General features: G+C 70.6%; 23 protein-coding genes. 14 read left to right on the forward strand and 9 right to left on the reverse strand.

Annotated elements, in window-relative coordinates; all coding sequences use genetic code 11:
- Nucleotides 1-852: M16 family metallopeptidase (locus tag NS331_RS07350; RefSeq protein ID WP_193758058.1), on the forward strand; the 852-nt coding region annotated here is incomplete at its 5' end.
- 177 nt (nucleotides 853-1029) lie between these two features.
- On the opposite strand, the gene NS331_RS07355 is transcribed toward NS331_RS07350, so the two are convergent.
- Together NS331_RS07355 and NS331_RS07360 are read right to left on the reverse strand one after the other, a co-directional pair.
- On the reverse strand, nucleotides 1030-1365 hold the full coding sequence (locus tag NS331_RS07355) for a DUF6970 domain-containing protein (protein ID WP_058641358.1): 336 nt from the start codon (nucleotides 1363-1365) through the stop codon (nucleotides 1030-1032).
- A 100-nt stretch (nucleotides 1366-1465) separates the two neighbouring features.
- Nucleotides 1466-2884 (reverse strand): aminotransferase-like domain-containing protein, encoded by a 1419-nt coding sequence (locus NS331_RS07360; protein ID WP_058641359.1) that lies wholly within the window; start codon nucleotides 2882-2884, stop codon nucleotides 1466-1468.
- Between the two features lie 237 nt (nucleotides 2885-3121).
- Between NS331_RS07360 and NS331_RS07365 the strand changes: the two genes are divergently transcribed.
- The 8 genes from NS331_RS07365 (at nucleotide 3122) to budC (ending at nucleotide 11779) form a co-directional block, all read left to right on the forward strand.
- Entirely contained in the window at nucleotides 3122-4708 is a 1587-nt protein-coding gene (locus tag NS331_RS07365) for an ABC transporter substrate-binding protein (protein WP_345940338.1), read from the forward strand.
- A 13-nt stretch (nucleotides 4709-4721) separates the two neighbouring features.
- Nucleotides 4722-5663, forward strand: a complete 942-nt coding sequence (locus tag NS331_RS07370; RefSeq protein WP_058641361.1) for an ABC transporter permease — start codon at nucleotides 4722-4724, stop codon at nucleotides 5661-5663.
- 4 nt (nucleotides 5664-5667) lie between these two features.
- Nucleotides 5668-6540: an ABC transporter permease gene (locus NS331_RS07375; RefSeq protein ID WP_058641362.1), complete on the forward strand. Its 873-nt coding sequence runs from the start codon at nucleotides 5668-5670 to the stop codon at nucleotides 6538-6540.
- Nucleotides 6541-6553: 13 nt separating this feature from the next.
- Nucleotides 6554-8224, forward strand: coding sequence for a dipeptide ABC transporter ATP-binding protein (locus tag NS331_RS07380; protein ID WP_058641363.1), 1671 nt, complete (start codon nucleotides 6554-6556; stop codon nucleotides 8222-8224).
- 67 nt (nucleotides 8225-8291) lie between these two features.
- On the forward strand, nucleotides 8292-9767 hold the full coding sequence (locus tag NS331_RS07385) for an amidase (protein WP_058641364.1): 1476 nt from the start codon (nucleotides 8292-8294) through the stop codon (nucleotides 9765-9767).
- A gap of 28 nt (nucleotides 9768-9795) precedes the next feature.
- Nucleotides 9796-10524: an AzlC family ABC transporter permease gene (locus NS331_RS07390; protein ID WP_058641365.1), complete on the forward strand. Its 729-nt coding sequence runs from the start codon at nucleotides 9796-9798 to the stop codon at nucleotides 10522-10524.
- On the forward strand, nucleotides 10521-10859 hold the full coding sequence (locus NS331_RS07395; RefSeq protein WP_058641366.1) for an AzlD domain-containing protein: 339 nt from the start codon (nucleotides 10521-10523) through the stop codon (nucleotides 10857-10859). The genes NS331_RS07390 and NS331_RS07395 overlap by 4 nt, the downstream gene beginning before the upstream one ends.
- Nucleotides 10860-10981: 122 nt before the next feature.
- Nucleotides 10982-11779 (forward strand): meso-2,3-butanediol dehydrogenase, encoded by a 798-nt coding sequence (gene budC / locus NS331_RS07400; RefSeq protein ID WP_058641390.1) that lies wholly within the window; start codon nucleotides 10982-10984, stop codon nucleotides 11777-11779.
- Between the two features lie 69 nt (nucleotides 11780-11848).
- Here the strand turns inward: budC and argA are convergent, their stop codons facing one another.
- From argA to NS331_RS07415, 3 genes are all read right to left on the reverse strand, one after another.
- A complete protein-coding gene (gene argA, locus NS331_RS07405) occupies nucleotides 11849-13198 on the reverse strand; it encodes an amino-acid N-acetyltransferase (RefSeq protein ID WP_058641367.1) in 1350 nt (449 codons plus the stop codon).
- A 140-nt stretch (nucleotides 13199-13338) separates the two neighbouring features.
- Nucleotides 13339-13758, reverse strand: a complete 420-nt coding sequence (locus tag NS331_RS07410) for a PIN domain-containing protein (protein WP_058641368.1) — start codon at nucleotides 13756-13758, stop codon at nucleotides 13339-13341.
- Nucleotides 13755-14006 (reverse strand): DUF6364 family protein, encoded by a 252-nt coding sequence (locus tag NS331_RS07415; RefSeq protein ID WP_058641369.1) that lies wholly within the window; start codon nucleotides 14004-14006, stop codon nucleotides 13755-13757. Before NS331_RS07415 ends, NS331_RS07410 begins: the two co-directional genes overlap by 4 nt.
- 67 nt (nucleotides 14007-14073) lie before the next feature.
- Here NS331_RS07415 and hrpA point away from each other — a divergent pair, with 67 nt between their 5' ends.
- The gene (gene hrpA, locus NS331_RS07420; protein WP_058641370.1) at nucleotides 14074-18060 is read left to right on the forward strand and encodes an ATP-dependent RNA helicase HrpA; all 3987 of its coding nucleotides are present in this window, start codon (nucleotides 14074-14076) and stop codon (nucleotides 18058-18060) included.
- A gap of 284 nt (nucleotides 18061-18344) precedes the next feature.
- On the opposite strand, the gene NS331_RS07425 is transcribed toward hrpA, so the two are convergent.
- Entirely contained in the window at nucleotides 18345-18959 is a 615-nt protein-coding gene (locus NS331_RS07425; protein WP_153012772.1) for a TetR/AcrR family transcriptional regulator, read from the reverse strand.
- Between the two features lie 231 nt (nucleotides 18960-19190).
- Between NS331_RS07425 and NS331_RS07430 the strand changes: the two genes are divergently transcribed.
- Nucleotides 19191-19709: an acyloxyacyl hydrolase gene (locus NS331_RS07430; protein ID WP_193758059.1), complete on the forward strand. Its 519-nt coding sequence runs from the start codon at nucleotides 19191-19193 to the stop codon at nucleotides 19707-19709.
- Between the two features lie 21 nt (nucleotides 19710-19730).
- Here the strand turns inward: NS331_RS07430 and NS331_RS07435 are convergent, their stop codons facing one another.
- Together NS331_RS07435 and NS331_RS07440 are read right to left on the reverse strand one after the other, a co-directional pair.
- Entirely contained in the window at nucleotides 19731-20186 is a 456-nt protein-coding gene (locus NS331_RS07435; protein ID WP_153012773.1) for a hypothetical protein, read from the reverse strand.
- A gap of 156 nt (nucleotides 20187-20342) precedes the next feature.
- Nucleotides 20343-21122, reverse strand: coding sequence for an IclR family transcriptional regulator domain-containing protein (locus tag NS331_RS07440; RefSeq protein WP_058641374.1), 780 nt, complete (start codon nucleotides 21120-21122; stop codon nucleotides 20343-20345).
- Between the two features lie 152 nt (nucleotides 21123-21274).
- Between NS331_RS07440 and NS331_RS07445 the strand changes: the two genes are divergently transcribed.
- Together NS331_RS07445 and NS331_RS07450 are read left to right on the forward strand one after the other, a co-directional pair.
- The gene (locus tag NS331_RS07445; RefSeq protein ID WP_058641375.1) at nucleotides 21275-22240 is read left to right on the forward strand and encodes a tripartite tricarboxylate transporter substrate binding protein; all 966 of its coding nucleotides are present in this window, start codon (nucleotides 21275-21277) and stop codon (nucleotides 22238-22240) included.
- Between the two features lie 17 nt (nucleotides 22241-22257).
- Nucleotides 22258-23454 (forward strand): FAD-dependent monooxygenase, encoded by a 1197-nt coding sequence (locus tag NS331_RS07450; protein ID WP_058641376.1) that lies wholly within the window; start codon nucleotides 22258-22260, stop codon nucleotides 23452-23454.
- 1 nt (nucleotide 23455) lies between these two features.
- On the opposite strand, the gene NS331_RS07455 is transcribed toward NS331_RS07450, so the two are convergent.
- Entirely contained in the window at nucleotides 23456-24052 is a 597-nt protein-coding gene (locus tag NS331_RS07455; RefSeq protein WP_058641377.1) for a LuxR C-terminal-related transcriptional regulator, read from the reverse strand.
- Between the two features lie 84 nt (nucleotides 24053-24136).
- Here NS331_RS07455 and NS331_RS07460 point away from each other — a divergent pair, with 84 nt between their 5' ends.
- Nucleotides 24137-24943, forward strand: a complete 807-nt coding sequence (locus NS331_RS07460; protein ID WP_058641378.1) for a CoA transferase subunit A — start codon at nucleotides 24137-24139, stop codon at nucleotides 24941-24943.
- Nucleotides 24944-24949: the final 6 nt, after the last annotated feature.

The raw sequence follows: 24949 nt of genomic DNA on the forward strand, positions 1-24949 counted from the left end.
GTGATCGGCACGCTGGCCAACATCGAGGGCTTCGTCCGCGACGACCTGCTGCGCCACGTGCAGGCGCACCACGTGGGGCCGAAGACGGTGGTGGCGGCGGCCGGCAACGTCGATGCGGCAGCCTGGATGGCGCTGGCCGCCGAGCTGTTCGCCGGCATGCCGTCCGGGGCCGAGCCTTCGGCCGCCCAGCCGCCCGCGGCCACGCCCTATGCGGGGCAGGCGCTGGCGCGGCGCTTCGCGCAGGTGTCGCAGGTGTTCCTGAACATCGCCTGGCCCGTCGCGCCCGTGGGCGCGGATGCGCTGGCCCAGGCGCGCTGGCGCCTGGCGGCGGGCCTCGCCGCCAACCTCTTCGGCGGCGGCATGTCGGCCCCGCTGGCGGACACCATCCGCGAGCGGCTGGGCCTGGCCTACACCGCGGACGCCACCCTCGACAAGGGCGACGCCTGGGCCAACTTCGTCGTCAGCGCGGTGACCACGCCCGACAAGCTGGACGCGCTGGTCGCCGCCACGGGCGAGCTGCTGCGCGCCCAGGCGGCGGCCATCGACCCGGTGCACCTCGAGCGCGCGAAGAACCAGCTGGCCGTGTCGCGCGTGCGCGCGGCGGAGCGGCCCTACGCCACCATGGAGCAGGCGGTGGAGGAACTGCTGGCCTGCGGCGCCGTGCTGTCGCTGCCCGACGCCCTGGCGATGATCCAGGACATCGGCGCCGACGAGGTGCGGGCGGTGTTCGAGCGGATGCTGGCCCATCCGCCTGCGCTGGCCGTGACGGGGAAGGGCGTCAGTGGCAAGACGGCACGGCAGTTGGCGGGGCGCTTCGCGGCGACGGCCGGGCGATCCGCACCGTCGCCTTGAGCTTGCCAAAGGCACGGAGGCCGGCCCCCGAGCGCCTGGCCTCCCTGCTGCTGGACGCGGTGCGTGAGCATCTGGGGCCGGGCTTCGGCACATCGCCGGCACCAGCGGCCGGGTGGCCGTGCCGCATAGCGCGCAGGCCGGACGCCCAATTGGGCCGGGGACCGTCGCCGACCCGGCTCAAAACGCCTGGACCTGCCCCTGGCACCGCCCGTCGCCGTGGCCGGCGAAGCCGCCCGTCGGCGCGCACAGCGCCTGGCCGGACGCGTCGTAGAGGTAGTTGAACCGGTCGCAGCAAGGCGCCGTCACGAGGTAGGCCACCTTGCCCATGTAGCGCACCCGCTGGATGGGGAAGGCCGGCGAGCCGCGGGCGCCGCTTTCCAGGCGGAGGATTTCGCGCTGGACAACCTCCGCCGGATAGGCCGTGAACCCGACATCGTCGGTGTCGGCCCTGTCTTCGATGCTGCTGCACGAAGCCAGCATGACGAGAGAGGCGAGCAGGAAGTGCGGATGCATCGAGGTCTCCGGGCGGCGGTAAGCGGGTCTTTTATAGCCGCGCGTCCTCGGAGCCTGAAGATGGGCATCCCGCACGACGGGAAGGGGGCGAGGGTGGCCGTCAGGCAGCCCGCGCCGTCGCCGCCTCCCGCTTCAGGAAGTCGTACACCCGCGCGTCGTCTGCGTAGGCCGCGTTGAAGCGCATCCACGGCGTCGGCTGGGCACTGGGCAAGAACAGATGCCCTGGCGCCAGCAGCAGCCCCGCCGCCACGGCGCGCTGGGCGACCGCCGCCGCGTCCATGCCGTCCGCAGGCAACCGCGCCCACAGAAAGGGCCCGCCCGCCGGCTGGCCGAACACCTCCAGTCCCGCCTTCGCCAGCCCCGCACACACGGCCACCTGCGCCTCGGCCAGGCGCTGCGCCAGCCGCGCGACATGGGCGCGGTGCTTGCCCTCGGCCAGCACGGCGTGCACCAGCCGCTCGTTCATCTCCGAGCTGGTCAGGCTGTCGCTCATCTTGGCGTGGATGAGCTTGTCGACCATCTCCTCGTTCGCGGTGACGAAGCCCACGCGCAGGCTGGGTGAGACGAGCTTGGAGAAGCCGCCCACGTAGATCACGCGCCGCAACTGGTCCAGGCTGGCGAGCGAGGTGGCGCCGGCCGGCTCCAGCCCGGCCATGACGTCGTTCTCGACGATGGCGAAGCCCAGTTGCTCGGCCAGGCGCAGCAGTTGATAGGCCTTGGCCGGCGCGCAGGAGGAGCCGGTGGGGTTGTGCAGGTGCGTCTGGATGAAGAAGGCCTTGGGCCGGTGGCGCTGGGCGAGGGCCTGCAGGGCCGCCAGGTCGGGGCCGTCCTGCAGCCGCGGCACGCCGACCAGGCGGGCGCCCTGCTGGCGCAGTGTCTCGAAGAGGTTGGTGGAGCCGGGGTCGTCCACCAGCACGGCGTCGCCCGGCTGCAGCAGGCAGCGGCCGGCCAGCGCCAGGGCCTGGGTGGCACCGTGGGTCAGCACGATCTGGTGCGGCGGCGCCTGCACGGCGCGGGCGGCCAGCTGCGCCTCGATCTGCTGGCGCAGCGGCAGGTAGCCATGGGGCGAGCCGTAGCGGGCGAGGGCGGGGCCCTGCTTGCGGGCCAGGCCCGACAGGGCCCGGCGCACGGCGTCGGACTGCAGCCACTCCGGCGGCATCCAGCCGCAGCCGGCGTTGAGCAGCGAGGCGTCGTCCTCGTACACCCGGCGGATCAGCCACAGCGAATCGACCGCGGTGCGGCCGACGAAGGGCTTGCGGCGCGCGCCCTGGCCGGCGGTGTCGCCGTGCGCCGCGACGTAGTAGCCGCTGGCGGGGCGCGCCTCCACGTAGCCGTCGGCCACCAGGCGCTGGTAGGCATTGGTCGCCGTCATGGTGCTCACGCCGGACTCGCGCGCCAGTTCGCGCACCGAAGGCAGGCGTGCACCGACGGCGAGCGCGCCGCGGTCGATCTGCAGGGCGAGGGCATCGCGGATCTGCCGCACCAGGGGCACGTCGGAGCGGGGGTCGAGCGAAATCATGGCTGGGCGATGTGTGGCGACGTGGAGCGACGGGGCACTGAATGGGTGCACGCGATGCACCTGTCTGTGATCGCTGTGCTGGACTGTTCTAGTTCAGCCCTTTGCAACTGTACATATTCAATTGCGTCGATTTTTGTCCCAATCCATCCCCACCGGCAAGCCGGATCTTTTTCCCGCATTTCCACCGCCCTCTTCGGAAGCTTCATGCACACCTCCCAAACTTCTGCCGCCCGCCCCGTGAGCCGCCGTGCCCTGTCGAAGTGGGCGGCCTGCGCCGCCATGCTGGCCGTGACGGCCGGCACCGCGCTGCCCGCCGCGGCGCAGTCCAGCACCCTTCGGATCATTCCCACCACCAACATGACGGTGCTGGACCCGATCTGGACCACGGCCTACATCTCGCGCAACTTCGGCTACATGATCTACGACACCCTGTTCGGCACCGATGCCCAGGGCAAGATCCAGCCGCAGATGGTGGGCAAGTGGAGCGTGTCCAAGGACAACAAGACCTGGACCTTCCAGCTGCGCGACGGCCTGGAGTTCCACGACGGCAAGCCGGTCACCAGCGAGGACGTGGTCGCCTCGCTCAAGCGCTGGGCCAGCCGCGACACCTTCGGCGGCCAGCTGGCCAAGGCCATCGACAAGTACGAAACGCCCGACGCCAGGACCTTCGTCATCCAGCTCAAGGAGCCCTTCGGCCTGGTGACCGAGGCGCTGGGCAAGCCCTCGTCCAACGTGCCCTTCATCATGCCCAAGCGCGTGGCCGACACGCCCGGCGACGTGCAGGTCAAGGAAACCATCGGCTCCGGCCCCTACGTCTTCAAGGCCGACGAGTTCCGCCCCGGCGAGAAGGCCGTCTTCCTCAAGAACACCAAGTACAAGCCGCGCGCCGAGGCGCCTTCGGGCACGGCCGGTGGCAAGAACGTGTACGTGGACCGCGTGGAATGGCTGTTCATCCGCGACGCGCAGACCCAGCTCAATGCCCTGCTCAACGGCGAGGCCGACATCCTGGAGCAGCCCGCCTTCGAGCAGTACGCCACGCTGCGCAGCAACCCGGGCGTGGAACTGGTCGACGCCCAGCCGGCCGGCAACCAGTTCATCCTGCGCTTCAACTTCCTGCATGCGCCCTTCGACAACGAGAAAGTCCGCCGCGCCGCCATGCTGGCGCTGGGGCAGGAGGCCTTTTTGCGCACGCAGGTGGGCACGCCCGGCCTCACGCGCTACTGCAAGAGCATGTTCCCCTGCGGCACGCCCTACGAGTCGGCCAACACGGGCGAATACACCGGCATCGCCAATCCGCAGAAGGCCAAGGCCCTGCTGGCCGAGGCCGGCTACAAGGGCGAGCCGGTGGTGCTGATGCGCCCGGCCGACAACGGCACCATCGGCAAGCTGCCGCTGGTGGCCAAGCAGCAACTGGAGCAGGCCGGCTTCAAGGTCGACCTGCAGAACATGGACTGGCAGACCCTGGTGGCCCGCCGCGCCAAGAAGGACGCGCCCTCGGCCGGCGGCTGGAGCATCTTCATGACCTCCTGGACGGCCTCGGACATCCTCAACCCGCTGACCATGGCCATGATGAACGCCACCGGCGACAAGGGCTGGTTCGGCTGGCAGGACGACCCGAAGCTCGAAGCCATCAAGAAGCAGTTCATCGCCGCCGGCACCGATGCCGAGAAGAAGAAGCTGGCCGAGGCCGCGCAGCTTCAGGCCTTCCAGACCGTGACGCACGTGCCCGTGGGCCAGTACAACCAGCCGGCCGCCGTGCGCAAGGGCGTCACCGGCCTGGTGCCCGCCGGCGCCCAGGTCTACTGGAACATCCGCAAGCAGTGAAGGCAGGACGGCCATGCTGAGCTTTCTGGGCAAACGCCTGCTCGCCACGCTGCCGGTGATCCTGGTGGTGGCCATCGCGGTCTTCATGATCGTGCGGCTGACCCCCGGCGACCCCGCGGCCATCATCGGCGGCAACAGCGCCACCAACGAGGACCTGGACCGCATCCGCGCGCAACTGGGCCTGACCCAGCCGCTGTGGACGCAGTTCGCCACCTGGGCCGGCAATGTGCTGCACGGCGACCTGGGCTTCTCCTTCTTCCTGAACAAGCCGGTGGTGGCCCTGATCGGCCAGCGCATCGAGCCCACGCTCTCGCTGGCCATCGGCACCCTGCTGCTGGCCGTGGCCATCGCGCTGCCGCTGGGCACCCTGGCGGCCTGGCGCATGGGCGGCTGGCTGGACAAGGCGGTCATGGCCTTCTCGGTGGCCGGCTTCTCGGTGCCGGTGTTCGTCATCGGCTACGTGCTGATCTACCTGCTGGCGATGAAGCTGCAGTGGTTCCCGGTGCAGGGCTACCGCCGCATCGGCGAAGGCGTGGGCCCGTGGGCGCGGCAACTGGTGCTGCCCTGCCTGACGCTGGCCGTGACCTACGTGGCGCTGCTGGCCCGCGTGACCCGCGCCGCCGTGAGCGAGGCGCTGACCGAGGACTACATCCGTACCGCCCGGGCCAAGGGCATCGGCGAACGCGCCGTGCTCAGCCACCATGCGCTGCGCAACGCGGCCGTGCCGGTGGCCACCGTGATCGGCGTGAGCGCGGCCCTGCTGCTGGGCGGCGTGGTGGTGACCGAAACGGTCTACGCCATTCCCGGCCTCGGCCAGCTGACGGTGGACGCGGTGCTCAACCGCGACTTCCCGGTGCTGCAGGGCGTGGTGCTGTTCTTCGCGCTGATCTACGTGGGCGTCAACCTGCTGGTGGACGTCAGCTACCTCTTCCTCGACCCCCGCATCCGGTACTGAAGCCATGGGCACCTTCCACAAACTCTGGCGCCACGGCGCCGTGCGCGGCGGCACGCTGGTGCTGCTGGTGCTCACCCTGGTCGGGCTGATGGCACCCTGGCTCGGCACCTTCGACCCCTCGGCCATGGACGCGACCTTCATCACCGTGCCCGCCGGCACCGCCGGCCAGGTCACGCTGCCCGACGGCGCGACGGTGCAGCACACCTTCTGGATGGGCAGCGACAGCGTGGGCCGCGACATCTGGAGCCGCGTGCTCTACGGCACTCGCATCTCGCTGCTGGTGGGCGTGCTCACCGCCGCCCTGGCGGTGGTGCTGGGCTGCACGCTGGGCATGCTGGCCGGCTACTTCCGCGCCGCCGATGCGGTGCTGATGCGCGTCATGGACGGCCTGATGGCCATCCCCGCCGTGCTGCTGGCCATCACGCTGGTGGCCATGCTGGGCGCCAGCCTGCCGACGGTGATCCTGGCCATCGCCGTGCCGGAGGTGCCGCGGGTGACCCGCCTGGTGCGCGCCCTGGTGATCGGCCTGCGCGACGAGCCCTTCGTCGAGGCCGCCCGCGCCCTGGCCACGCCCAACGCCACCATCCTGTGGCGCGACATCCTGCCCAACGCGCTGGCGCCGCTGATCGTGCAGGGCACCTTCGTCGCCGCATCGGCCGTGCTGACCGAAGCCATCCTGAGCTTCCTGGGCCTGGGCCTGCCGGCCGAAGTGCCCACCTGGGGAAACATCATGGCCGAGGGGCGCGTGCTGTTCTCGCAGGCCCCCGGCAACGTGCTGTGGCCCGCGCTCTTCCTGGTGCCCACCGTGCTGGCCATCAACCTGCTGGGCGACGGGCTGCGCGACGTGCTCGATCCCAAGTTCTCCAAGCGCAGCTGAGCGAGGCCCGCCGATGAAACCCCTTCCCACCCGAATCGCCGCCGGCGAAGCGCCCCACGCCCCTTCGGCGCCGGTGCTGGACGTGCGCGGCCTGCAGGTCGCACTGCCCGTCGACGCCGACCGGCCCCACGCCATCGAGCGGCTGGACGTGCGCATCGAGGCCGGCCGCACGCTGTGCATCGTGGGCGAGTCCGGCTCCGGCAAGTCGGTGCTGGCCACCACCGTGATGGCGCTGCTCGCCAAAGGCCTGACCATCACGGCCGGCGACATCGCGCTGGCCGGCGAGCCGCTGCTGAGCAGCGGCCGCTATCTGCCCGAGAAGCGCCTGCGCGCCTTGCGCGGCCAGGTGATGGGCATGGTCTTCCAGGAGCCGATGACGGCGCTCAACCCGGTGCTCGCCTGCGGCGAACAGGTGGACGAGCTGCTGCGCAACCACACGACCCTGACGCCCGCCGAGCGCAAGGCGCGCATCCTGCAGGTGTTCGAGCGCGTGCGCCTGCCCGACCCGCAGCGCATCTTTTCGAGCTATCCGCACCAGCTCTCGGGCGGCCAGCGCCAGCGCATCGTCATCGCCATGGCGATCATCCTCAAGCCGCGCCTCCTGATCTGCGACGAGCCGACCACGGCGCTGGACGTGACGACGCAGGCCGAGATCCTCAAGCTCATCGCCGAGCTGCAGCAGGAGCAGGGCAGTGCGGTGCTGTTCATCACGCACGACATGGGCGTGGTGGCCGAGATCGCCGACGAGGTGATGGTGATGCACCGCGGCAAGGTGGTGGAGCAGGGCCCGCGCGAGCAGGTGCTGCGCACGCCGTGCGAGGACTACACCCGCATGCTGCTGGCCACCGTGCCCGGCATGGTGCCGCCGCCGCCGCGCGCGCTGCCCGGCGGCCCGGCGCTGCTGGCCGGCCGCGCCGTCGGCAAGACCTACGTGCGCCGCGACTGGCTCGGCCGCGCCAGGCCCAACACCGCCCTCAAGGAGGCGAGCGTGGCCGTGCACCGCGGCGAGACCGTGGGCGTCGTCGGCGAATCCGGCTCGGGCAAGTCCACCTTCGCGCGCTGCATGATCCGGCTGATCGACCCCAGCGAGGGCACGATCACCTGGGGCGACCGCGAGGTGCAGTCGCTGTCGGAATCGCGCCTTCGGCCGCTGCGCTCGCGGGTGCAGGTGGTGTTCCAGGACCCGAACCGGTCGCTCAACCCTCGGCGCACCGTGGGCTCCTCGATGATCGAAGGCGCTGTCAACTTCGGCCTGGACGTGCCGGCCGCGCGCAAGCTGGCCGAGGAGCTGATGGACCGCATCCAGCTGCCGCGCGCCGCGCTGTCGCGCTATCCGCACCAGTTCTCGGGCGGGCAGCGCCAGCGCCTGGCCATCGCCCGCGCGGTCGCCTGCCAGCCGCAGGTGCTGGTGGCCGACGAGGCGGTGTCGGCGCTCGACGTGTCGGTGCAGGCACAGATCCTGGACCTGCTGCGCGAGGTACAGCGCGACTTCGGCCTCGGCATCCTGTTCATCACGCATGACCTGCGGGTGGCGGCGCAGCTGTGCGACCGTGTGATCGTGATGAACCAGGGCCGCATCGTGGAGGAGGGCCCGACGGCCGAGGTGTTCGGCCAGCCGGCCCATGCCTACACCCGCAAGCTGCTGGCCGCGGCACCGCGCACCGAGCTGGGCGTGGCCGCCTGAGCACGGCTGCGCCGGACCGGGCAGAATTTTTGGTTCGACCGAATCCGCACACACAGAAAGACGACACATGACATTGGCAATGAGCTGGGACGAATGGGCCGCCCAGGATGCGACGGCGCTGGCCGAGAAGGTGCGCCAGGGCGAACTGACCGCCGCCGAGCTGGCGCAGCAGGCCGCGGCCGGCATCGCCATGACCAACCCCACGCTCAGCGCCGTGGTCGAGGTCTTCGACGACGTGGTGGCCGACCCGCTCAAGGACGGGTTGAACCCGCAGGGCCCCTTCGCCGGCGTGCCCTTCCTGATGAAGGACCTGGGCCCCACGCTCAAGGACCGCCTGCAGGAGCAGGGCTCGCTCTTCATGCGCGGCAACCGCCCGACCGAGGACGCCTGGCTGACGAAGCAGATGCGCAAGGCCGGCCTCAACCTCATGGGCCGCACCACCACGCCGGAGTTCGGCGTCTGCAGCTCGGCCGAGAACCCGGCCGTCTACGTCACGCGCAACCCCTGGAACACCGAGTTCACCACCTGCGGCTCTTCCGCCGGCACTTCGGCCATGGTGGCCGCAGGCGTGGTGCCCATGTCGCATGCCACCGACGGCGGCGGCTCCATCCGCATTCCGGCCGGCTTCAACGGCAACATCGGCCTCAAGCCCTCGCGCGGCGTGTTCAGCATCGCGCCGAATTCGTCGGACATCACCGGCTACGTCTCCATCCAGGGCTGCCACAGCCGCACGGTGCGCGACACCGCGGCCTTCGTCGATGCCTGCCGCGGCGGCGCGCCCGGCGAGTTCATGCCCTACTGGACGGCGCCGGAGCCCTACACCCAACTGATCCGGAAGGACCCGGGCCGGCTGCGCATCGCCCTGTCGCACGAATGGGGCGACTACCGCGCCACGCCCGGGATCGTGGCCGAGCTGGAGAAGGCCGCCCGCTTCCTCGAAGGCCTGGGCCACCACGTGGAATGGGCGCTGCCCAACGCCGACCTGCGCGAGGCCTTCCGCGCCCAGACCACCTGCTACATCAGCAACTTCGCCCAGGTCATCAACGGGCTGCTGGCGAAGAACGGGCTGGCGCGCCCGCCGGCCGACCTCATCGAGCCGATCAACATCCGCATCTGGGAGGCCGGCAAGGACCTGTCGTATGCCGAGCGCTACCAGATGCAGGCCGTGTTCAACAGTACCGCGCGGGCCTTCGGCGCCTTCTTCGAGGACTGGGACATCATGCTCACGCCGATCACCGCGCTGCCCACGCCGCGCATCGGCACCACCGAGTATTTGACGACCAGTGACAACCCGGACGTGCTGGACTGGTTCGACAACCTCTGGAAGTTCTTCTCGTACACGCCGCTGTCCAACCTGTGCGGCATCCCGGCCATCTCGCTGCCGATGGCGCAGCAGGCCCACGGGCTGCCCTTCGGCATCCATGCCCAGGCGCGGCAGGCCAACGACGGCCTGCTGCTGCAGTTGGCGGCCCAGATCGAGCGCGCCCTGGGCGGCCGCTGGAACGACGGCCGCCGCCCGGGCGTGCACGTCACGGCCGCCTGATCGGCCGGCGCACGGAGACCGTCACGACATGGCGCTGTTCGGCACGCGATCGCTGCGCTCGCTCTTCACGCACCCGGGCTTCGCCGCGGGTGTGCGGGCCATCGCCGGCCCGGCCCTGGGCACGGTGGCGCTGGGCCTGGTGACCGGCGTGGCCATGGCGCGCAGCGGCCTGCCGATGGGCGCCGTGCTGGCCATGTCGCTGCTGGTCTTCGCCAGCGCCTCCCAGCTGGCCTGCCTGCCGATGATCCTGGCGGGCGCGCCGCTGTGGGTGATCGTGCTGACGGCGCTGATGCTCAACGTGCGCTTCGTCGTCTTCAGTGCCCACTGGCGCCGCTACTTCGGGCTGCTGCCCCGGCCCCAGCGCCTGGGCCTGGCCTACCTGGCGGGCGACCCGGTGTACGTGCGCTTCATGCAGCGCTATCCGCGGCGCGCGCCCGACCAGCTGGCCTACTTCCTGGGCCTGGCGCTGTTCAACTGGGCCGCGTGGCAGGTGGCCTCGCTGGGCGGCATCTTCCTGGCCGACGCCATTCCGCCGGACTGGGACCTGCGCTTCATCGGCGTGCTGGCGCTGCTCGGCCTGGCCATGCCCATGATCGCGGACCGGCCCAGCTGGCTGGTGGCGGCCGTGGCCGGCGCCATCGGCTGGATGGGGCAGGGCTGGCCCTTCGGCCTGCAGGTGATCGCGGCCATCGCCGCCGCCATGGCGGCCGGCCACTGGGCCGAACGGCGCGCCCTGCGCATCGCCACCACGCCATGACCGACCTGCACCTGTGGATCGCCATCCTCGCGCTGGCGGGCGTGACCGTGCTCACGCGCGGCGTGTTCCTGCTGCCGCGGCGCGAGCCGCGCCTGCCGGGCTGGCTGGCGTCGGGGCTGCGGCATGCGCCGCTGGCCGCGCTGATGGCCGTGGTGGTGCCGGAGGTGCTGCGCGGCTCGGCCAGCGCGGCCGTCGCGCCGGGCTGGCACGATCCGCGCTGGTTGGCCGTCGCGGTGTCGGTCGCCTGGTTCTGCTGGCGGCGCGGCGTGACCGGGCCGGTGGTGGTGGGCACGGTGACCCTGCTATTGCTGCGCGGGCTGGGCATGGCGGGCTGAGGGGCGCGGGGGATAGGGTGTCGTAGCGCCCGAATGGATCACCGCGCGTGCGTCGCACTTGACGCCTGCGATGCGCGGTTTTCCGACGCGGCGCGCTGCGCGTGCATGCGTTCATCCGCCGCATGACTTCTGCACTCCAACTCTCTTCTGCCCAGGGCCGCGACCGTTTCCATGGCCGGGTCGTCATCGTCACGGGTGCCGGCTCGGGCATCGGCGAGGCCATCGCCCGCCGCTTTTCGGCCGAGGGCGCGCACGTGGTGCTGGCCGGCGACCATGCGGACAAGCTCGACAAGGTGGCGGCCGATCTGCCGTCCGAACGCACGCTGGTGCACCAGACCGACGTGTCGGACCTGGGCCAGGTCAGCGCGCTGGTCGAGGCCACCATCGAGCGCTTCGGCGAACTGCACGTGCTGGTCAACAACGCCGGCATCGCCCCCGATGGCGACGCCACCACGGCCTCCGCCGAGGACTTCCACCGCACGCTGGCGGTGAACGCCGGCGGCGTGTTCAACGGCGCCAAGGCCGCCATGCTGCACCTGGAGCGCAGCCGCGGCTGCATCGTCAACACCGCCTCGGTGTCGGGCCTGGGGGGCGACTGGGGCCTGGTGGCCTACAACGCATCCAAGGGCGCGGTGGTGAACCTGACCCGGGCGATGGCGCTGGACCACGGCGGCCGGGGCGTGCGGGTGAATGCCGTCTGTCCCAGCCTGACCTTCACGCCCATGACCGAGGACATGCAGGACGACCCCGAGACCATGGAACGCTTCAAGGACCGCATTCCGCTCGGCCGCGGCGCCGACCCGGCGGAAGTGGCCTCGGTGGTGGCGTTTCTGGCCAGCGACGACGCGAGCTTCGTCAATGGCGCGCTGGTGCCGGTGGACGGCGGGCTGACGGCATCGAACGGGCAGCCGCGCATGTGAGGCGAGGCGGGGCCCGTTGCCCAATGAAAAAGCGCGCCCTGTGGCGCGCTTTTTCCTTCGCGCAAAGCCTCAGCCCAGCTTCTTGACCAGCACCTGGCTCTTGCGGTCCCAGTTGTATTTCTTCTTGCGCGCCTCGGGCAGCCAGTCCGGGCTTACGGGCTGGAAGCCGCGCTTGATGAACCAGTGCATGGTGCGGGTCGTGAGCACGAAGATGCTGTCCAGGCCGATGGCTCGGGCGCGGTGCTCGATGCGCTTGAGCAGCTTCTCGCCGTCGCCCTGGCCCTGCGATTGCGGCGAGACGGTCAGCGCCGCCATCTCGGCGGTTCTCGCCTCGGGATAGGGATAGAGCGCCGCGCAGCCGAAGATCACGCCGTCGTGCTCCACCACCGTGTACTGGTGGATGTCGCGCTCGATCTCGGTGCGGCTGCGCTTGACCAGCGTGCCGTCGCGCTCGAAGGGCTCGATCAGCTGCAGGATGCCGCCGATGTCGTCCACGCCGGCTTCGCGCACCGATTCGAGCTTTTCGTCGATCACCATCGTGCCGATGCCGTCGTGCACGTAGATCTCCAGCAGCAGCGCACCGTCCACCGAGAAGGGCAGGATGTGGTTGCGCTCCACGCCCGCCTCGCAGGCCTTGACGCAGTGCTGCAGGTAGAAGGCGGTGTCGGTCGGCTGCTGCGGCGCCGACAGCTGCGCCAGCCACTTGCGCGCCACGTCCAGCGGCAGTTCGGTGTCCACCGGGTTGTCCTCGCTCACCGGCTGGCTCGGGTCCATGGCGACGCCGGGCACCTCGGTCAGGAAGATCAGCTTGTCCGCCTGGATCGACACGGCCACGCTGGTCGCGACTTCTTCCATTGCCAGGTTGAAGGCCTCGCCGGTGGGCGAGAAGCCGAAGGGCGAGAGCAGCACCATGCTGCCGCCGTCGAGCGCGCGGCGGATGCCGGTGGCGTCCACCTTGCGCACCAGGCCGGAATGCTGGAAGTCGATGCCGTCCACCACGCCCACCGGCCGGGCGGTGATGAAGTTGCCCGAGAGGATGCGCACCGTCGAGCCGGCCATGGGCGTGTTGGGCAGGCCCTGGCTGAAGGCGGCCTCGATCTCGTAGCGCAGCTGGCCGGCGGCCTCCTGCGCGCAGTCCAGCGCCACGCTGTCGGTGATGCGCAGGCCGTGCGAATAGCGGGCCTCGTGGCCCTTGGCGCGCAGCTGCTCGTTGACCTGGGGGCGGAAGCCGTGCACCAGCACGACCTTCACGCCCATGGACTGGATCAGCGCCAGGTCCTGCGCGATGGACGGCAGCTTGCCTGCCGCGATGGCCTCGCCCGCGATGCCGACCACGAAGGTCTTGCCCCGGTGGGTGTGGATGTAGGGCGCCACCGACCGGAACCAGGGCACGAAGGTGAAGTTGAAGACGGCGGACATGGACGAAGGCAAAGGCCGGGTCGGCGGCGGAAATGGGCGAAACCGCGGATTGTCCATGAGCAGACGCCCTGCATGATGGCGACGCCATGAAGGCAGCACGCGTCGGGACGCACGGGCCGGGCCCGCACACCGCGTGCCGCTCAGAGGGGTGAGAACGGGTTCTCGACCACCAGTTTGCCGAAGCGCTGTCCGGCCTGGCCGTCCTCACTGACGAGCACGTCGGCGCCCGCGCGCAGGGCGGCTTCAAGGATGAGGGCATCCCACCACTGCAGCCGATGCTTGTCGACCAGCGCGAGGGCTGCGGCCACGCTCTGCGCAGAACTGCCCATCACCTGGAAGGCACTCAGCTGCTCGATCTGGTAGACCGCATCGACATGGCTGAGCGGCGGCTGCAGTTTGCGTGTGGTGACGGCGTAGAACTCCTGCAGCACCTGCGTGCTGAGTGCCACCGTCCCTTCTTTCACCGCGCGCGCGAGCCGGTCGATGGCCTGCTTCTGCCGCACCGGATGCCCGGCATCCACGGCATACACCAGGACGTTGGTATCGAAGAAAGTGATCATGCGCCGCCGCCCGGGTAGGGCCGGTCGTAGGCATCCTCTCGCGACCAGGATGCGGCGGCGGTGTTGGCCCGGCTGCGCTGCGCTGCGGCAATGAAGGCCTCGGCCGCGGCCTGCTGCTGGTCCTGACCCATCGCATAGGCCGCCAGGAACTCGCGCACCTTGGCGCTGACGGACGTGCCTTCCTGGATGGCGCGCACGCGGGCCTTCTTGATGATCGCGTCGTCGAGGGTGAGGGTGAGGTTGGTCATGCCGGCGTCCTTCACGTTACACGAAAATCAGTGTAGCACGTGAACTCGTGCATGGGATAATGCGGGCGTGCCGCTCCAGATCGACTTTCCCGATTCCCTTCCCGTTTCCGCCAAGCGCGACGAGATCGCCGCCGCCATCCAGGCCCACCAGGTGGTCATCGTCTGTGGCGAGACCGGCTCGGGCAAGACCACCCAGTTGCCCAAGATCGCCCTGGCGCTGGGCCGCGGCAAGCTCAATGCGCCCGAGGGCCGCGGCCGGCTGATCGGCCACACGCAGCCGCGGCGGATCGCCGCCAGCTCGGTGGCCAAGCGCATCGCCGAGGAATTGAAGACGCCGCTGGGCGAGGTGGTGGGCTACAAGGTCCGCTTCCAGGACCGGCTGAGCCGCGACGCCTCGGTCAAGCTGATGACCGACGGCATCCTGCTGGCCGAGACGCAGACCGATCCGCTGCTCAAGGCCTACGACACGCTGATCATCGACGAGGCGCACGAGCGCTCGCTGAACATCGACTTCCTGCTGGGCTACCTGCGCGAGATCCTGCCGCGGCGGCCGGACCTGAAGGTGATCGTCACCTCGGCCACCATCGATGCCGAGCGTTTCGCCCGACATTTCGAGAGCAAGGCCGGACCGGCACCGGTCATCTACGTGTCGGGCCGCACCTTTCCGGTCGAGATGCGCTGGCGGCCCTTCGAGGAATCGCGCGAATACGACCTCAACGACGCCATCGCCGATGGCGTGGATGAACTCTGGCAGGGCAACGCCGCAGGCGACATCCTCGTGTTCCTGCCCGGCGAGCGCGAGATCCGCGAGGCCGCCGACCACCTGCGCAAGCACCTGTCGCACCAGCCGGTGATGCGCGCGGCCGAGGTGCTGCCGCTGTTCTCGCGGCTGTCGCAGGCCGAGCAGGACCGCATCTTCGAAGGCCACACCGGCCGGCGCATCGTGCTGGCCACCAACGTGGCCGAGACCTCGCTGACGGTGCCGGGCATCCGCTACGTGATCGACGCCGGCACGGCGCGGGTCAAACGCTATTCCTTCCGCAGCAAGGTCGAGCAGTTGCTGGTCGAGCCCGTGAGCCAGGCCGCGGCCAACCAGCGCGCGGGCCGCTGCGGCCGGGTGGCCAACGGCATCTGCATCCGGCTCTACGACGAGAAGGACTTCGCGAGCCGGCCGCGCTTCACCGATCCGGAAATCCTGCGCTCGTCGCTGGCCGGCGTGATCCTGCGGATGAAGTCGCTGCACCTGGGCGACGTGGCGGCGTTTCCCTTCCTGGAATCGCCCAGTGGCCGGGCCGTGGCCGACGGCTACCAGCTGCTGGGCGAGCTGGGCGCGGTGGACGACGCCAACGAGTTGACGGACATCGGCCGCGAACTGGCCCGGCTGCCGCTGGACCCGCGCGTGGGCCGCATGATCCTGGAAGGCCGCACGCGCGGCGCGCTGCAGGAGGTGCTGGTCATCGCCTCGGCCATGAGCGTGCAGGACGTGCGCGACCGGCCGCTCGAGGCCCAGCAGCAGGCCGACCAGGCCCACGCGAAGTTCGACGACGAGAAGAGCGAGTTCAGCGGCTACCTGACGCTGTGGAAATGGCTGCACGAGGCCCGCGGCGGCGCGCCGGTGGCGCAGAACCGGCGCGAGATGGCGGCCGCGACGCAGGGGCCGAAGAAGGCGAGCGCGGCGGTGTTGCCGGTGAGCCAGCGCATGAGCGCGCCTGCCGAAGCCACGCCCGCGCCGGCCGCCGCCCAGCCCACCCACAAGCTCAGCAACCGCCAGTACGAACAGCTGCTGCGCCAGAACTTCATCAGCGTGCGCCGGGTGCGCGAATGGCGCGACATCCATTCGCAGCTGCTCACCGTCGTCACCGAGCACAAGTGGAAGCTCAATCCCACGCCCGCCGGCTACGAGCAGATCCACAAGTCCATGCTGGCCGGCCTGCTGGGCAACATCGGCTGGAAGATGGACGAGGAGGCCGGCTCGTCCTCCGGCGAATACCTGGGCGCGCGCGGCATCAAGTTCCACCGCCATCCGGGCGCGCACCTGCGCAAGCGGCCGGGCCGCTGGATCGTCTGCGCCGAGCTGGTGGAGACCACGCGCCTCTTCGGCCGCGGCATCGCCAACATCGAGCCGCAGTGGATCGAGGAAGTCGCCGGCCACCTGCTCAAGAAGCAGCTCCTCGACCCGCACTGGGAAAAGAAGGACGCCCGCGTCACCGCCTTCGAACGCGCCACGCTCTACGGCCTGGTGGTCTACAGCGGCCGGCGCGTGGACTTCGCCAAGGCCGACCCGGCCGGCGCGCGCGAGATCTTCATCCGCGAGGCGCTGGCCGGCGGCGAATGGGAGAGCAAGCTGCCCTTCCTGGCCGCCAACCGCAAGCTGGTGCGCGAGGTGGAGGCGCTGGAGCACAAGTCGCGCCGGCAGGACGTGCTGGTCGACGATGCGCTGATCTACGCCTTCTACGAGTCCCAGGTTTCGGCCGACGTGGCCAACGGCCATGCCTTCGAGCAGTGGTACCGGCAGGCGAGTGCGACGAACCCCCGACTGCTGTTCCTCACCCGCGAGGAACTGATGCGCCACCAGGCGGCGGGCATCACCACGCAGGCTTTTCCGCCCACCGTCAAGCTCGGCGGCGTGGACTGCGCCGCCACCTACCTGCACCAGCCGGGCGACCCGCGCGACGGCGTCACCGTCACTGTGCCACTCTTCGTGCTCAACCAGGTGAGCGAGGAGCGCTGCGAATGGCTGGTGCCGGGCATGCTCAAAGACAAGATCCAGGCGCTGCTCAAGAGCCTGCCGCAGAAGCCGCGCTCGCGCTTCGTGCCGTTGCCGGAGTCGGCGGCGCGGTTGGCCGAAGTGCTGGGCACGCCCGAGGCCTTCGGCGCCGGCTCGCTCACCGATGCGCTGCTCAAGCAGGTGCGGGACATCACCAGCCTCGATGTCAAACGCGCCGACTTCAAGCTGGACATGCTGCCGCCGCACCTGTTCATGAATCTGCAGGTGGTGGACGAGCACGGCCGGCAGCTCGGCATGGGCCGCAACCTGGGGGCGCTCAAGGGCGAGCTGGGCAGCAAGGCGCGCGGCGCATTCCAGGCGCTGGCGGGCCTCAAGGGCCGCGCGGCGCCTGCGCCTGCGCCGGCTGCGTCGACCCCGGGCGGGGGCAAGACCGCCACCCCCGCGCCCAAGGCGGCGCCGGGCCCTGCCGCGCCGCCGGCCGGCCAGCGCTACACCGCCTGGACCTTCGGCGAACTGCCCGAGCTGATGGAGGTGCGCCGCGGCGCGCAGACGCTGATCGGCTTTCCGGCGCTGGTGGATGGCGGCGATGCCGTCACCATTGAGGTCTTCGACGAGCCCGAGGTGGCCGCCGCCAAGCACCGGGCCGGCCTGCGCCGGCTGGTGGCGCTGCAGATCCGCGACGCGCTCAAGTACCTCGAGAAGAACATCCCCGACCTGCAGAAGATGGCCGTGGCCTACATGCCGCTGGGCACGCTGGAAGAGCTTCGCGCCCAGATCCTCGACGTGGCGCTGGACCGCGCCTTCCTGCAGGAGCCGCTGCCCACCGACGAGGCCAGCTTCAAGCGCCGGCTGGACGAAGGCCGCGGCCGGCTGACGCTGATCGCCAGCGAGGTGGCGCGTCTGGCCGCCACCATCCTGACCGAGTACGCGGCGGCCCAGCGCAAGATCAAGGACACCAAGACCCAGCCCGAGGCCGTGAAGGATACGGCGGAGCAGCTGCAGCGGCTGGTCGGCAAGCGCTTCATCGCCGACGCGCCGTGGACGCAGCTGCAGCACTTCGCGCGCTACCTCAAGGCCATCGTGCTGCGCCTGGACAAGCTGCGCGCCGACCCCGCGCGCGATGCGCAGAAGCTGGCCGAGTTCAAGCCGCAGGAGCAGCGCTACTGGCGCCTGGTGGCCGAGCGCAAGGGCGCCACGGACGAGCGCATGCGCGAGTTCCGCTGGTTGCTGGAAGAGTTGCGCGTGAGCTTCTTCGCGCAGGAACTGCGCACGCCCCAGCCGGTGAGCATCAAGCGGCTGGACAAGGCGTGGCAGCAGATCGTGTAGATCACGAACACCCCCAGGCTGCGCGCTTCGCGCTACGCCTCCCCCCTCGAGGGGGCACATCCAGCGGCCCGGCAAAGCCGGTTCCGCGGATGTGCCGCGTGGCCTGCGCTGCGGCCATTCGAGGGGGGAGCGTGCGGCGGGCATCTGGCGACTCGCGCGGCTTGCGCGAGTGACGGATTCAAGCCGCTAGCAGCCGCCGCACCTGATCGGCAGTCGTCGTGGCGTCGCACCTGCGCGGGCGGGGGTGAGGTCTCAGCCGTGCGATGGCCGATGCGCCGGCGCGCCTAGGTCTCTTCCGGCTGTTCCAGCAGCAGGCGCACCACCCGGCTGATCGCCTGGCCGGTGGCGGCGCGGTCGAGCGTCGGGTCCAGCAGCGTGCGCACGGCCAGGCCCTCGAACAGGGTGCACATCACCGCCACCCGCGCCTTGAGTTCCGCGGCCGACAGTCCGCGCAGCGAGGGCAGGGCGCGCAGCAGCGCCAGCAGCTCGTCGCGCTTGAGGCGGTCCGCCTGCTGCAGCACGGCGGCGATGGCCGGGCTGCGGTTGGCCTCGGCCAGGATCTCCAGCTGCAGCCGCGCCGGCTCGCCGGCGCAGCGTGCCACGCCGGTGTCCACCTCGCCCAGGCAGGCGGCGAGCACGCCCTGGTTCTGCCCGCGTTCGCGCATGCGCTGGATGCGCGCCAGCGTGTCCTGCAGGTCCTGTTCCACGATGCCGGCCACGATGGCTTCCTTGTTGCGGAAGTAGTGGTAGACGTGGCCCGGACTCATGCCTGCGGCCTCGCAGATGCGCTGGATGCTGGCACCGCGGAAGCCGTGCTCGCTGAAGCAGCGGGCCGCGGCCTCCAGCACCTGCCGACGGCGGGCCCCCCCTTTGTCCTGCGGAGGCGGCTCCGGGTCCATGACAGAAATCCGTGCGTTCGAGGGCATGCGTCGCAAGAAGCTGGAGAGGGCGATGGGGCCATTGTCCCTTCCGCCCGAGGGCGCACCGCCAATTCCTAGAATGAAAATTCTAGAAAATTCATTCCAACTCCTGGAGTCTGCATGCCAAACCGCTTTTGCCGGGGCGCTGGCCGTTTGCTGCCAAGGCGCGCCACGCCCCTGGTCCTGGCGGCGGTGGCCGTGTCAGCCACCATGCCCGCCGCGGCACAGGAAGGTACGGGCGACGGGCGCCGCGTCTACATGGAGGGCGGCACCAGCGTGCTGCACACGCAGTCCACCGATTCGGTGACCGCCGGCGTGCTGCTGCCCTCGCAGCTTTTCCCGTCGGTGGCGCGCCAGGCCGGTCCGCTGACGCTCCACTGGGATGTGTGGGCCAGCCATTGGCAGGCGCCGCGGCCGGACGGGACGGATGCGGGCTATTCGCAGATCGGTGCCACGGCCATGTGGCGGCACCTGCTCGGCGAGCCCGGCACGCCGTGGTTCCTGGAACTGGGGCTGGGCGGCACGCTGATGGACCGGCTCTACGCCACGCCGAGGAACCGCTTCAGCACCGCCTTCCAGTTCACCGAGGTGCTGGGCCTGGGCTACCGCTTCGGCGAGCGCCAGGCCTATGAGTTGTCGCTGCGCCTGCAGCACTACTCCAACGGCGGCATCAAGGAACCGAACCCCGGCGCCAACTTCGTCAAGCTGCGTTTCAGCATGGCCTGGTGAGCCTGCGCCAGGGTTCGCGGCTCACTGAGACGAGCCCGACCCGCCAGTGGCCGGCGGGCTGCTGCCGTTCGCCGGATCGGCGCTGCCGGGCGTGCCCGTGGCGCCCGTGCCGCTGCCGCTTGCGCCGGAACCGGTACCCGTACCCGTGCCGCTGCTGCCGCCGGGCGTGTTGGTCGTGCCGGTGCCCGGGGTGGAGGGCAGACCGTTGGCCGGGACGTTGGGATCGGTCGTACCGGTGCCGCCGCCCATGCCGGTCGAGCCCGTGCCACCCGTTCCGGGCGCCATGCCCGTGCCACCGTCGCTGGCGGGCGGTGGAGCGGACTGCCCCATGGGCGGCGCCGGCTCGCCGGGCGCTTCGCCGCCGGTGCGGAAGAACGCGAAGATCGCGCCGATCACCAGCACGATGACGATGAGGATGCCCCAGCGCATGGCGCGGTTGTTGTCGCGGTCGCCGGTCATTTCGGGTCGGGTGGCCATCGGTCTTGCTCCTTCAGGATGTTGTGGAAGGCACCCAGGCTGGAAGGCGCTCCCGGCCCCAGGCGTCGGATGTCTTCCGACGCCGGGTAGTCCTGCATCGCCGTTGCGGCTGGACACAGGCGCAGCGTGGGCACGGATGGGCGCGGTGCCGATGACTCAGTCGAAGCTCACCGTCGCTGCCAGTGCGTCACGCGCTTCCAGCAACGCGGCCAGATGGGCCTGGCGGAAGGCGGCCATGGACATGCGTTCGGCCCGCACCGACAGGCTGACCGCTGCCACCGTCGGTTGCTGCGGCCGGACGATGGGCACGGCGATGGAGCGCACGCCCAGTTCAAGCTCCTCGTCGCATTCCGCCCAGCCGAAGCTGCGGCAATGCGCGACCTGCTCGATGGCGGACGGCAGGTCCTGCACGGTGCGCGGTGTCCAGGCCTCCAGCGGCGTCGCCGCCAGATACTGCTGGACCGACGCCGGCGCCCAGGCGGACAGCACCGCACGGCCGATGGACGAGCAGAAGGCCGGCAGCAGCGAGCCGATGCCCAGGCCGGTGGACAGCGTCCGGCGCCCGGTCGAGCGCGCAATGATGAGCACCTCCCGGTCGAGCAGCAGCCCGAGCGAGGCGGACTGGCGCGTGCGCTCCGCCAGCTGGTCGAGCACCGGCTGGGCGGTCTGCGGCGCAGGCCGTGACATCAGGTAGGGCCGCGCGAGCAGCAGGGTGCGCGGCGACACCCAGAAGCGCTTGCCGTCGGTGTGCAGATAACCCAGCGTGTGCAGCGTCATCAGCAACCGGCGCGCGGTGGCCGGCGTGTAGCCGGTCAGGCGGGCCACCTCCGACAGGCTCAGCTTGGCATGGCGGCGCTCGAAGGCCAGCAGCACCCTGAGGCCCTTGTCCAGCGAGGCGACGAAGTCGCGGGAATGGGCGCGCTCGGCATCGGTCATCGCGGCATTTTGTGCGCAATGCGCAAAGTGCGATTGCCGCTGGCGGACCCGGTCCACAGAATCGACCGCTCGGACAGGGGCCGCCGGGTGGCCTACCGCAGCCGGCACGGCACATCGCCGTCCGGACTCCATACCGCGAGAGACAACACACCATGATCCACAGACGAGACCTGCTGCGGCTCGCACCGCTGCTGGCGGCGCCGCTCCTGGCGCGGGCGGCGGACTATCCGCGCCAGCCCATCAACATCGTTACGCCGCTGGCCGCCGGCGACGCGGCCGACCGCGCCGCCCGCCTGATGGGGCAGGAACTGGGCCGTCTGCTCGGCACGCCCGTGACCGTCACCAACCGGCCGGGCGCCGGCGGCTCGCTGGGCACCCAGTCGGTCATCCGCGCCGCCAGGGACGGCTACACGCTGCTCTATGCGCAGAACAGTCCGCTCACCGTGCGCCGCGTGATCGAGCCCGAGGCGGCGGACTACGACCCGCTGAAGGACCTGGTGCCGCTGGGCCTGACCACGCGCAGTCCCTCGGTGCTGGCCGTGCGCAAGGATGCGCCCTTCAAGACCGTGCGCGACCTGCTCGACCAGGCGCGCAAGACGCCCAACGGCATCCGCATCGGCAATGCGGGGCCCGGTTCGGTGGGCGACATCAGCGTGCAGCTGATGAACGACGCCGCGGGCGTCACCCTCGGCTCCATCAACTACAAGGGCGCGGCCCCCGCCATCACCGACCTGCTGGGCGGCCACATCGACGCCGTGATCCTGGCGCTCGGCGCGGTCGGGACGCACATGAGCGCCGGCACGCTGCGCGGCCTGGCGCTGTCGTCGCCCTTCCCGGAATTCGCGACGGTGCCCACGCTGCGGCAGGCGGGCTACAAGGCCGACCTGCTGGGCGTGTGGTTCGGCTTCTTCATGCCGGCCGGCGTGCCGCGGCCGATCGTCGACACGGTCGCGTCCGCGCTGGAGAAGGTGGCGCGCGATCCGGCCATCTCGGCCCAATTGCTGCCCGCGGGCATTGCCCAGGAATGGAAGCCGGCCAGCGGCCTGGCCGAAGAAATCACCAGCGAGTACGGGTCCGTCCGCGACCTGCTCGCGCCCACGCTCAAGAGCGGCAAATGAACGGGAAGGAAGTCTCCATGTCGAAGAAGCTGCATGTGGCCATCGTCGGCGGCGGCATCGGCGGCCTGGCCGCGGCGGCGGCGCTGGTGCACCGCGGCATCAGCGTGGCCGTCTACGAGCAGTCGGCGGCGCTGAAGGAGGTCGGCGCCGGCGTGTTCATCTACCCGAACAGCCTGCGCCAGCTGGAGCGCATCGGCCTGCGCGCGCCGCTGGCGGCCGTGGGCGCGCGGGTGGGGCCCGGCTCCGAGTACTGCCGCATGGACGGCTCGGTGGTCGGCCAGATCCTCACCACCGACTCCGCCGGCTGGAACGGCATGTACGGCATGCACCGGGCCGACCTGCTGGCCGTGCTGGCCGCCGCGGTGCCGGCCGACGCCATCCACACCGGCCATCGCTGTACCGGCTTCAGCCAGGACGAGACGGGCGCGCAGCTGCGCTTCGACAACGGCCAGGTGGCGCATGCGGACGTGGTGATCGCCGCGGACGGCATCAACTCGGTGCTGCAGAAACACGTGGTCGCGCCCTCGGCGCCGGAATACGCCGGCTTTCGCGCCTACCGCGGCCTGATCGCCGCGGACCGCGTGCCGCAGTGGCGGCGCGAGGCCCACCTGGTCTGGATGGGCGAAGGCAAACATTTCATGGTGTTCCCGGTGCGCCGCGGGGAGCTGCTGAACTACGTGGGCTTCGTGCCCACGGCGAGCGAGACGGCCGAATCCTGGTCGGCCGTGGGCGACCGCGACGAGCTGGCGGCCGCCTTCGCGGGCTGGGATCCGCGCGTGACCGGCCTGCTGTCGCAGGTGGAATCCTGCTTCTGGTGGGGCCTGTACGACCGCCAGCCGCTGGGCCAGTGGGTGAACGGGCGCCTGGCGCTGCTGGGCGACGCCGCCCATCCGATGCTGCCGCACCTGGGGCAGGGTGCGAACCAGGCGATCGAGGACGGCACCGCGCTGGCCGTGCTGCTGCAGGCCGCCGATGTGGAGGGCCGGCCGCCGGCCGAGGCCCTGCAGCGCTACGAGGCGCTGCGCCGCCCGCGCACCTCGATGGTCCAGGCCGAGGCGCGCCGGAACGGCCGCCGCTACGACTCCCAGTACGCCGACCTGGCGCAGCGCGACCGCGAGATCGCCAACTCGGCCCAGCTGCGCCGCGCGCTGTACGACCACGACATCGAGCAGGAGGCGCTGCGCTCGCTGGACCTGGACGGCGTGTCGGCCTGATTCATGCCGCCAGCAGCTTCTGCACCAGCTCGGCCGTGGTCGCGGCCGCGTACTTGCGCATCAGCCGTGCGCGGTGGATCTCCACCGTGCGGTGGCTGATGCCCAGCGCCCGGCCCATCTCCTTGCTGGTCAGGCCCTGCATCAGCTGCGCCGCCACTTCGCGCTCGCGCGGCGTCAGCTCGGCCTTGTCCTCGCGGCGCGAGCCGAGGTCCTCGAAGGTCCAGATGCCGGCCTCGTGCGGCGCCTCGCGGTTGAGGGCGCGGCCGGTGACGTGGCACCAGAAGGTCTGGCCGCCGCGCATGCCGTGCAGGTCGCCCAGGCGCCGCATCATGCGGTTGTCGGCATAGCGGCCGCTGGCATTGAGGGCCGGCAGCATGCGCCGGCCGATGCGCTCGTATTCCGCCACGCTGGGATAGAGCAGCCGGAAGGACTGGCCGACGAGCTGCTCGCGCGTGGCGCCGAACATCTCGCACAGCCGCGCGTTGCAGTCCACCATCACCCGCTGGCGCGACAGCACCATGCCCACCGGCGCATGCTCGAAGGCCAGCCGGTAGTCGATGGCAGGGTCGGCCAGGGCAGGGGCCTCGGGTGCGTCCATTACGAAATCCTACGTATGTGCGTACGTAGTATCGTTGCGGGGTTTCCCTTCCTTCCAACCCTCACATTCTTCAAGCGAGGACCCATGGCGAACAAGATCTATGCCTCCGCCAAGGAGGCGCTGGCCGGCGTCGTGGCCGACGGCCAGACGCTGGCAGTCGGCGGCTTCGGCCTGTGCGGCATTCCCGAGGCGCTGATCGAGGCGCTCAAGGAAAGCGGCGTCAAGGACCTGACCTGCATCTCCAACAACGCGGGCGTGGACGGCTTCGGCCTGGGCAAGCTGCTGGAGACGCGGCAGATCAAAAAGATGATCGCCAGCTACGTGGGCGAGAACAAGGAGTTCGAGCGCCAGTACCTGGCCGGCGAGCTGGAGCTGGAATTCACGCCCCAGGGCACGCTGGCCGAGAAGCTGCGCGCCGGCGGTGCCGGCATTCCGGCCTTCTTCACCAAGACCGGCGTGGGCACGCTGGTGGCCGAAGGCAAGGAACTGCGCGAATTCGACGGCGAGACCTACGTCATGGAACGTTCGCTGGTGCCCGACGTGGCGCTGGTGAAGGCCGACGTGGCCGACAAGTCCGGCAACCTGCGCTTCCGCCTGACGGCGCGCAACTTCAACCCGGCCGCGGCCATGGCGGGAAAGGTCTGCATCGTCGAGGTCGAGAAGATCGTCGAAGTGGGCGAGCTGGCCCCGGACGACATCCACCTGCCGGGCATCTACGTGCACCGCATCGTGCTCAACGCCAGCCCCGAGAAGCGCATCGAGAAGCGCACCGTCAGCGCTGCCGCGCCCGTGGATGCGCTCGCCGCCAAGGTCGAGGCCCAGGCCGTGATCGCCCAGGCTGCCGCCGGCGCGGAAGTGCCGGCCCCCGTCAAGAACAACGACAGCAAGTAAAGAGGA

The organism is Pseudacidovorax intermedius (assembly GCF_001476815.1).
In the GTDB taxonomy this organism is placed as follows: Bacteria; Pseudomonadota; Gammaproteobacteria; order Burkholderiales; family Burkholderiaceae_C; genus Xenophilus; species Xenophilus intermedius_A.

Bases quoted from the DNA above. Each gene is read 5' to 3' on its own strand.
- NS331_RS07410 (WP_058641368.1), bottom strand. From the start codon at position 13,758: ATGATCACTTTCTTCGATACCAACGTCCTGGTGTATGCCGTGGATGCC.
- NS331_RS07385 (WP_058641364.1), top strand. From the start codon at position 8,292: ATGACATTGGCAATGAGCTGGGACGAATGGGCCGCCCAGGATGCGACG.
- budC (WP_058641390.1), top strand. From the start codon at position 10,982: ATGACTTCTGCACTCCAACTCTCTTCTGCCCAGGGCCGCGACCGTTTC.
- NS331_RS07355 (WP_058641358.1), bottom strand. From the start codon at position 1,365: ATGCATCCGCACTTCCTGCTCGCCTCTCTCGTCATGCTGGCTTCGTGC.
- NS331_RS07435 (WP_153012773.1), bottom strand. From the start codon at position 20,186: ATGGCCACCCGACCCGAAATGACCGGCGACCGCGACAACAACCGCGCC.
- NS331_RS07360 (WP_058641359.1), bottom strand. From the start codon at position 2,884: ATGATTTCGCTCGACCCCCGCTCCGACGTGCCCCTGGTGCGGCAGATC.
- NS331_RS07430 (WP_193758059.1), top strand. From the start codon at position 19,191: ATGCCCGCCGCGGCACAGGAAGGTACGGGCGACGGGCGCCGCGTCTAC.
- NS331_RS07415 (WP_058641369.1), bottom strand. From the start codon at position 14,006: ATGACCAACCTCACCCTCACCCTCGACGACGCGATCATCAAGAAGGCC.
- NS331_RS07440 (WP_058641374.1), bottom strand. From the start codon at position 21,122: ATGACCGATGCCGAGCGCGCCCATTCCCGCGACTTCGTCGCCTCGCTG.
- NS331_RS07380 (WP_058641363.1), top strand. From the start codon at position 6,554: ATGAAACCCCTTCCCACCCGAATCGCCGCCGGCGAAGCGCCCCACGCC.
- NS331_RS07445 (WP_058641375.1), top strand. From the start codon at position 21,275: ATGATCCACAGACGAGACCTGCTGCGGCTCGCACCGCTGCTGGCGGCG.
- NS331_RS07395 (WP_058641366.1), top strand. From the start codon at position 10,521: ATGACCGACCTGCACCTGTGGATCGCCATCCTCGCGCTGGCGGGCGTG.
- NS331_RS07455 (WP_058641377.1), bottom strand. From the start codon at position 24,052: ATGGACGCACCCGAGGCCCCTGCCCTGGCCGACCCTGCCATCGACTAC.
- NS331_RS07450 (WP_058641376.1), top strand. From the start codon at position 22,258: ATGTCGAAGAAGCTGCATGTGGCCATCGTCGGCGGCGGCATCGGCGGC.
- NS331_RS07375 (WP_058641362.1), top strand. From the start codon at position 5,668: ATGGGCACCTTCCACAAACTCTGGCGCCACGGCGCCGTGCGCGGCGGC.
- NS331_RS07460 (WP_058641378.1), top strand. From the start codon at position 24,137: ATGGCGAACAAGATCTATGCCTCCGCCAAGGAGGCGCTGGCCGGCGTC.
- argA (WP_058641367.1), bottom strand. From the start codon at position 13,198: ATGTCCGCCGTCTTCAACTTCACCTTCGTGCCCTGGTTCCGGTCGGTG.
- NS331_RS07425 (WP_153012772.1), bottom strand. From the start codon at position 18,959: ATGGACCCGGAGCCGCCTCCGCAGGACAAAGGGGGGGCCCGCCGTCGG.
- NS331_RS07370 (WP_058641361.1), top strand. From the start codon at position 4,722: ATGCTGAGCTTTCTGGGCAAACGCCTGCTCGCCACGCTGCCGGTGATC.
- NS331_RS07390 (WP_058641365.1), top strand. From the start codon at position 9,796: ATGGCGCTGTTCGGCACGCGATCGCTGCGCTCGCTCTTCACGCACCCG.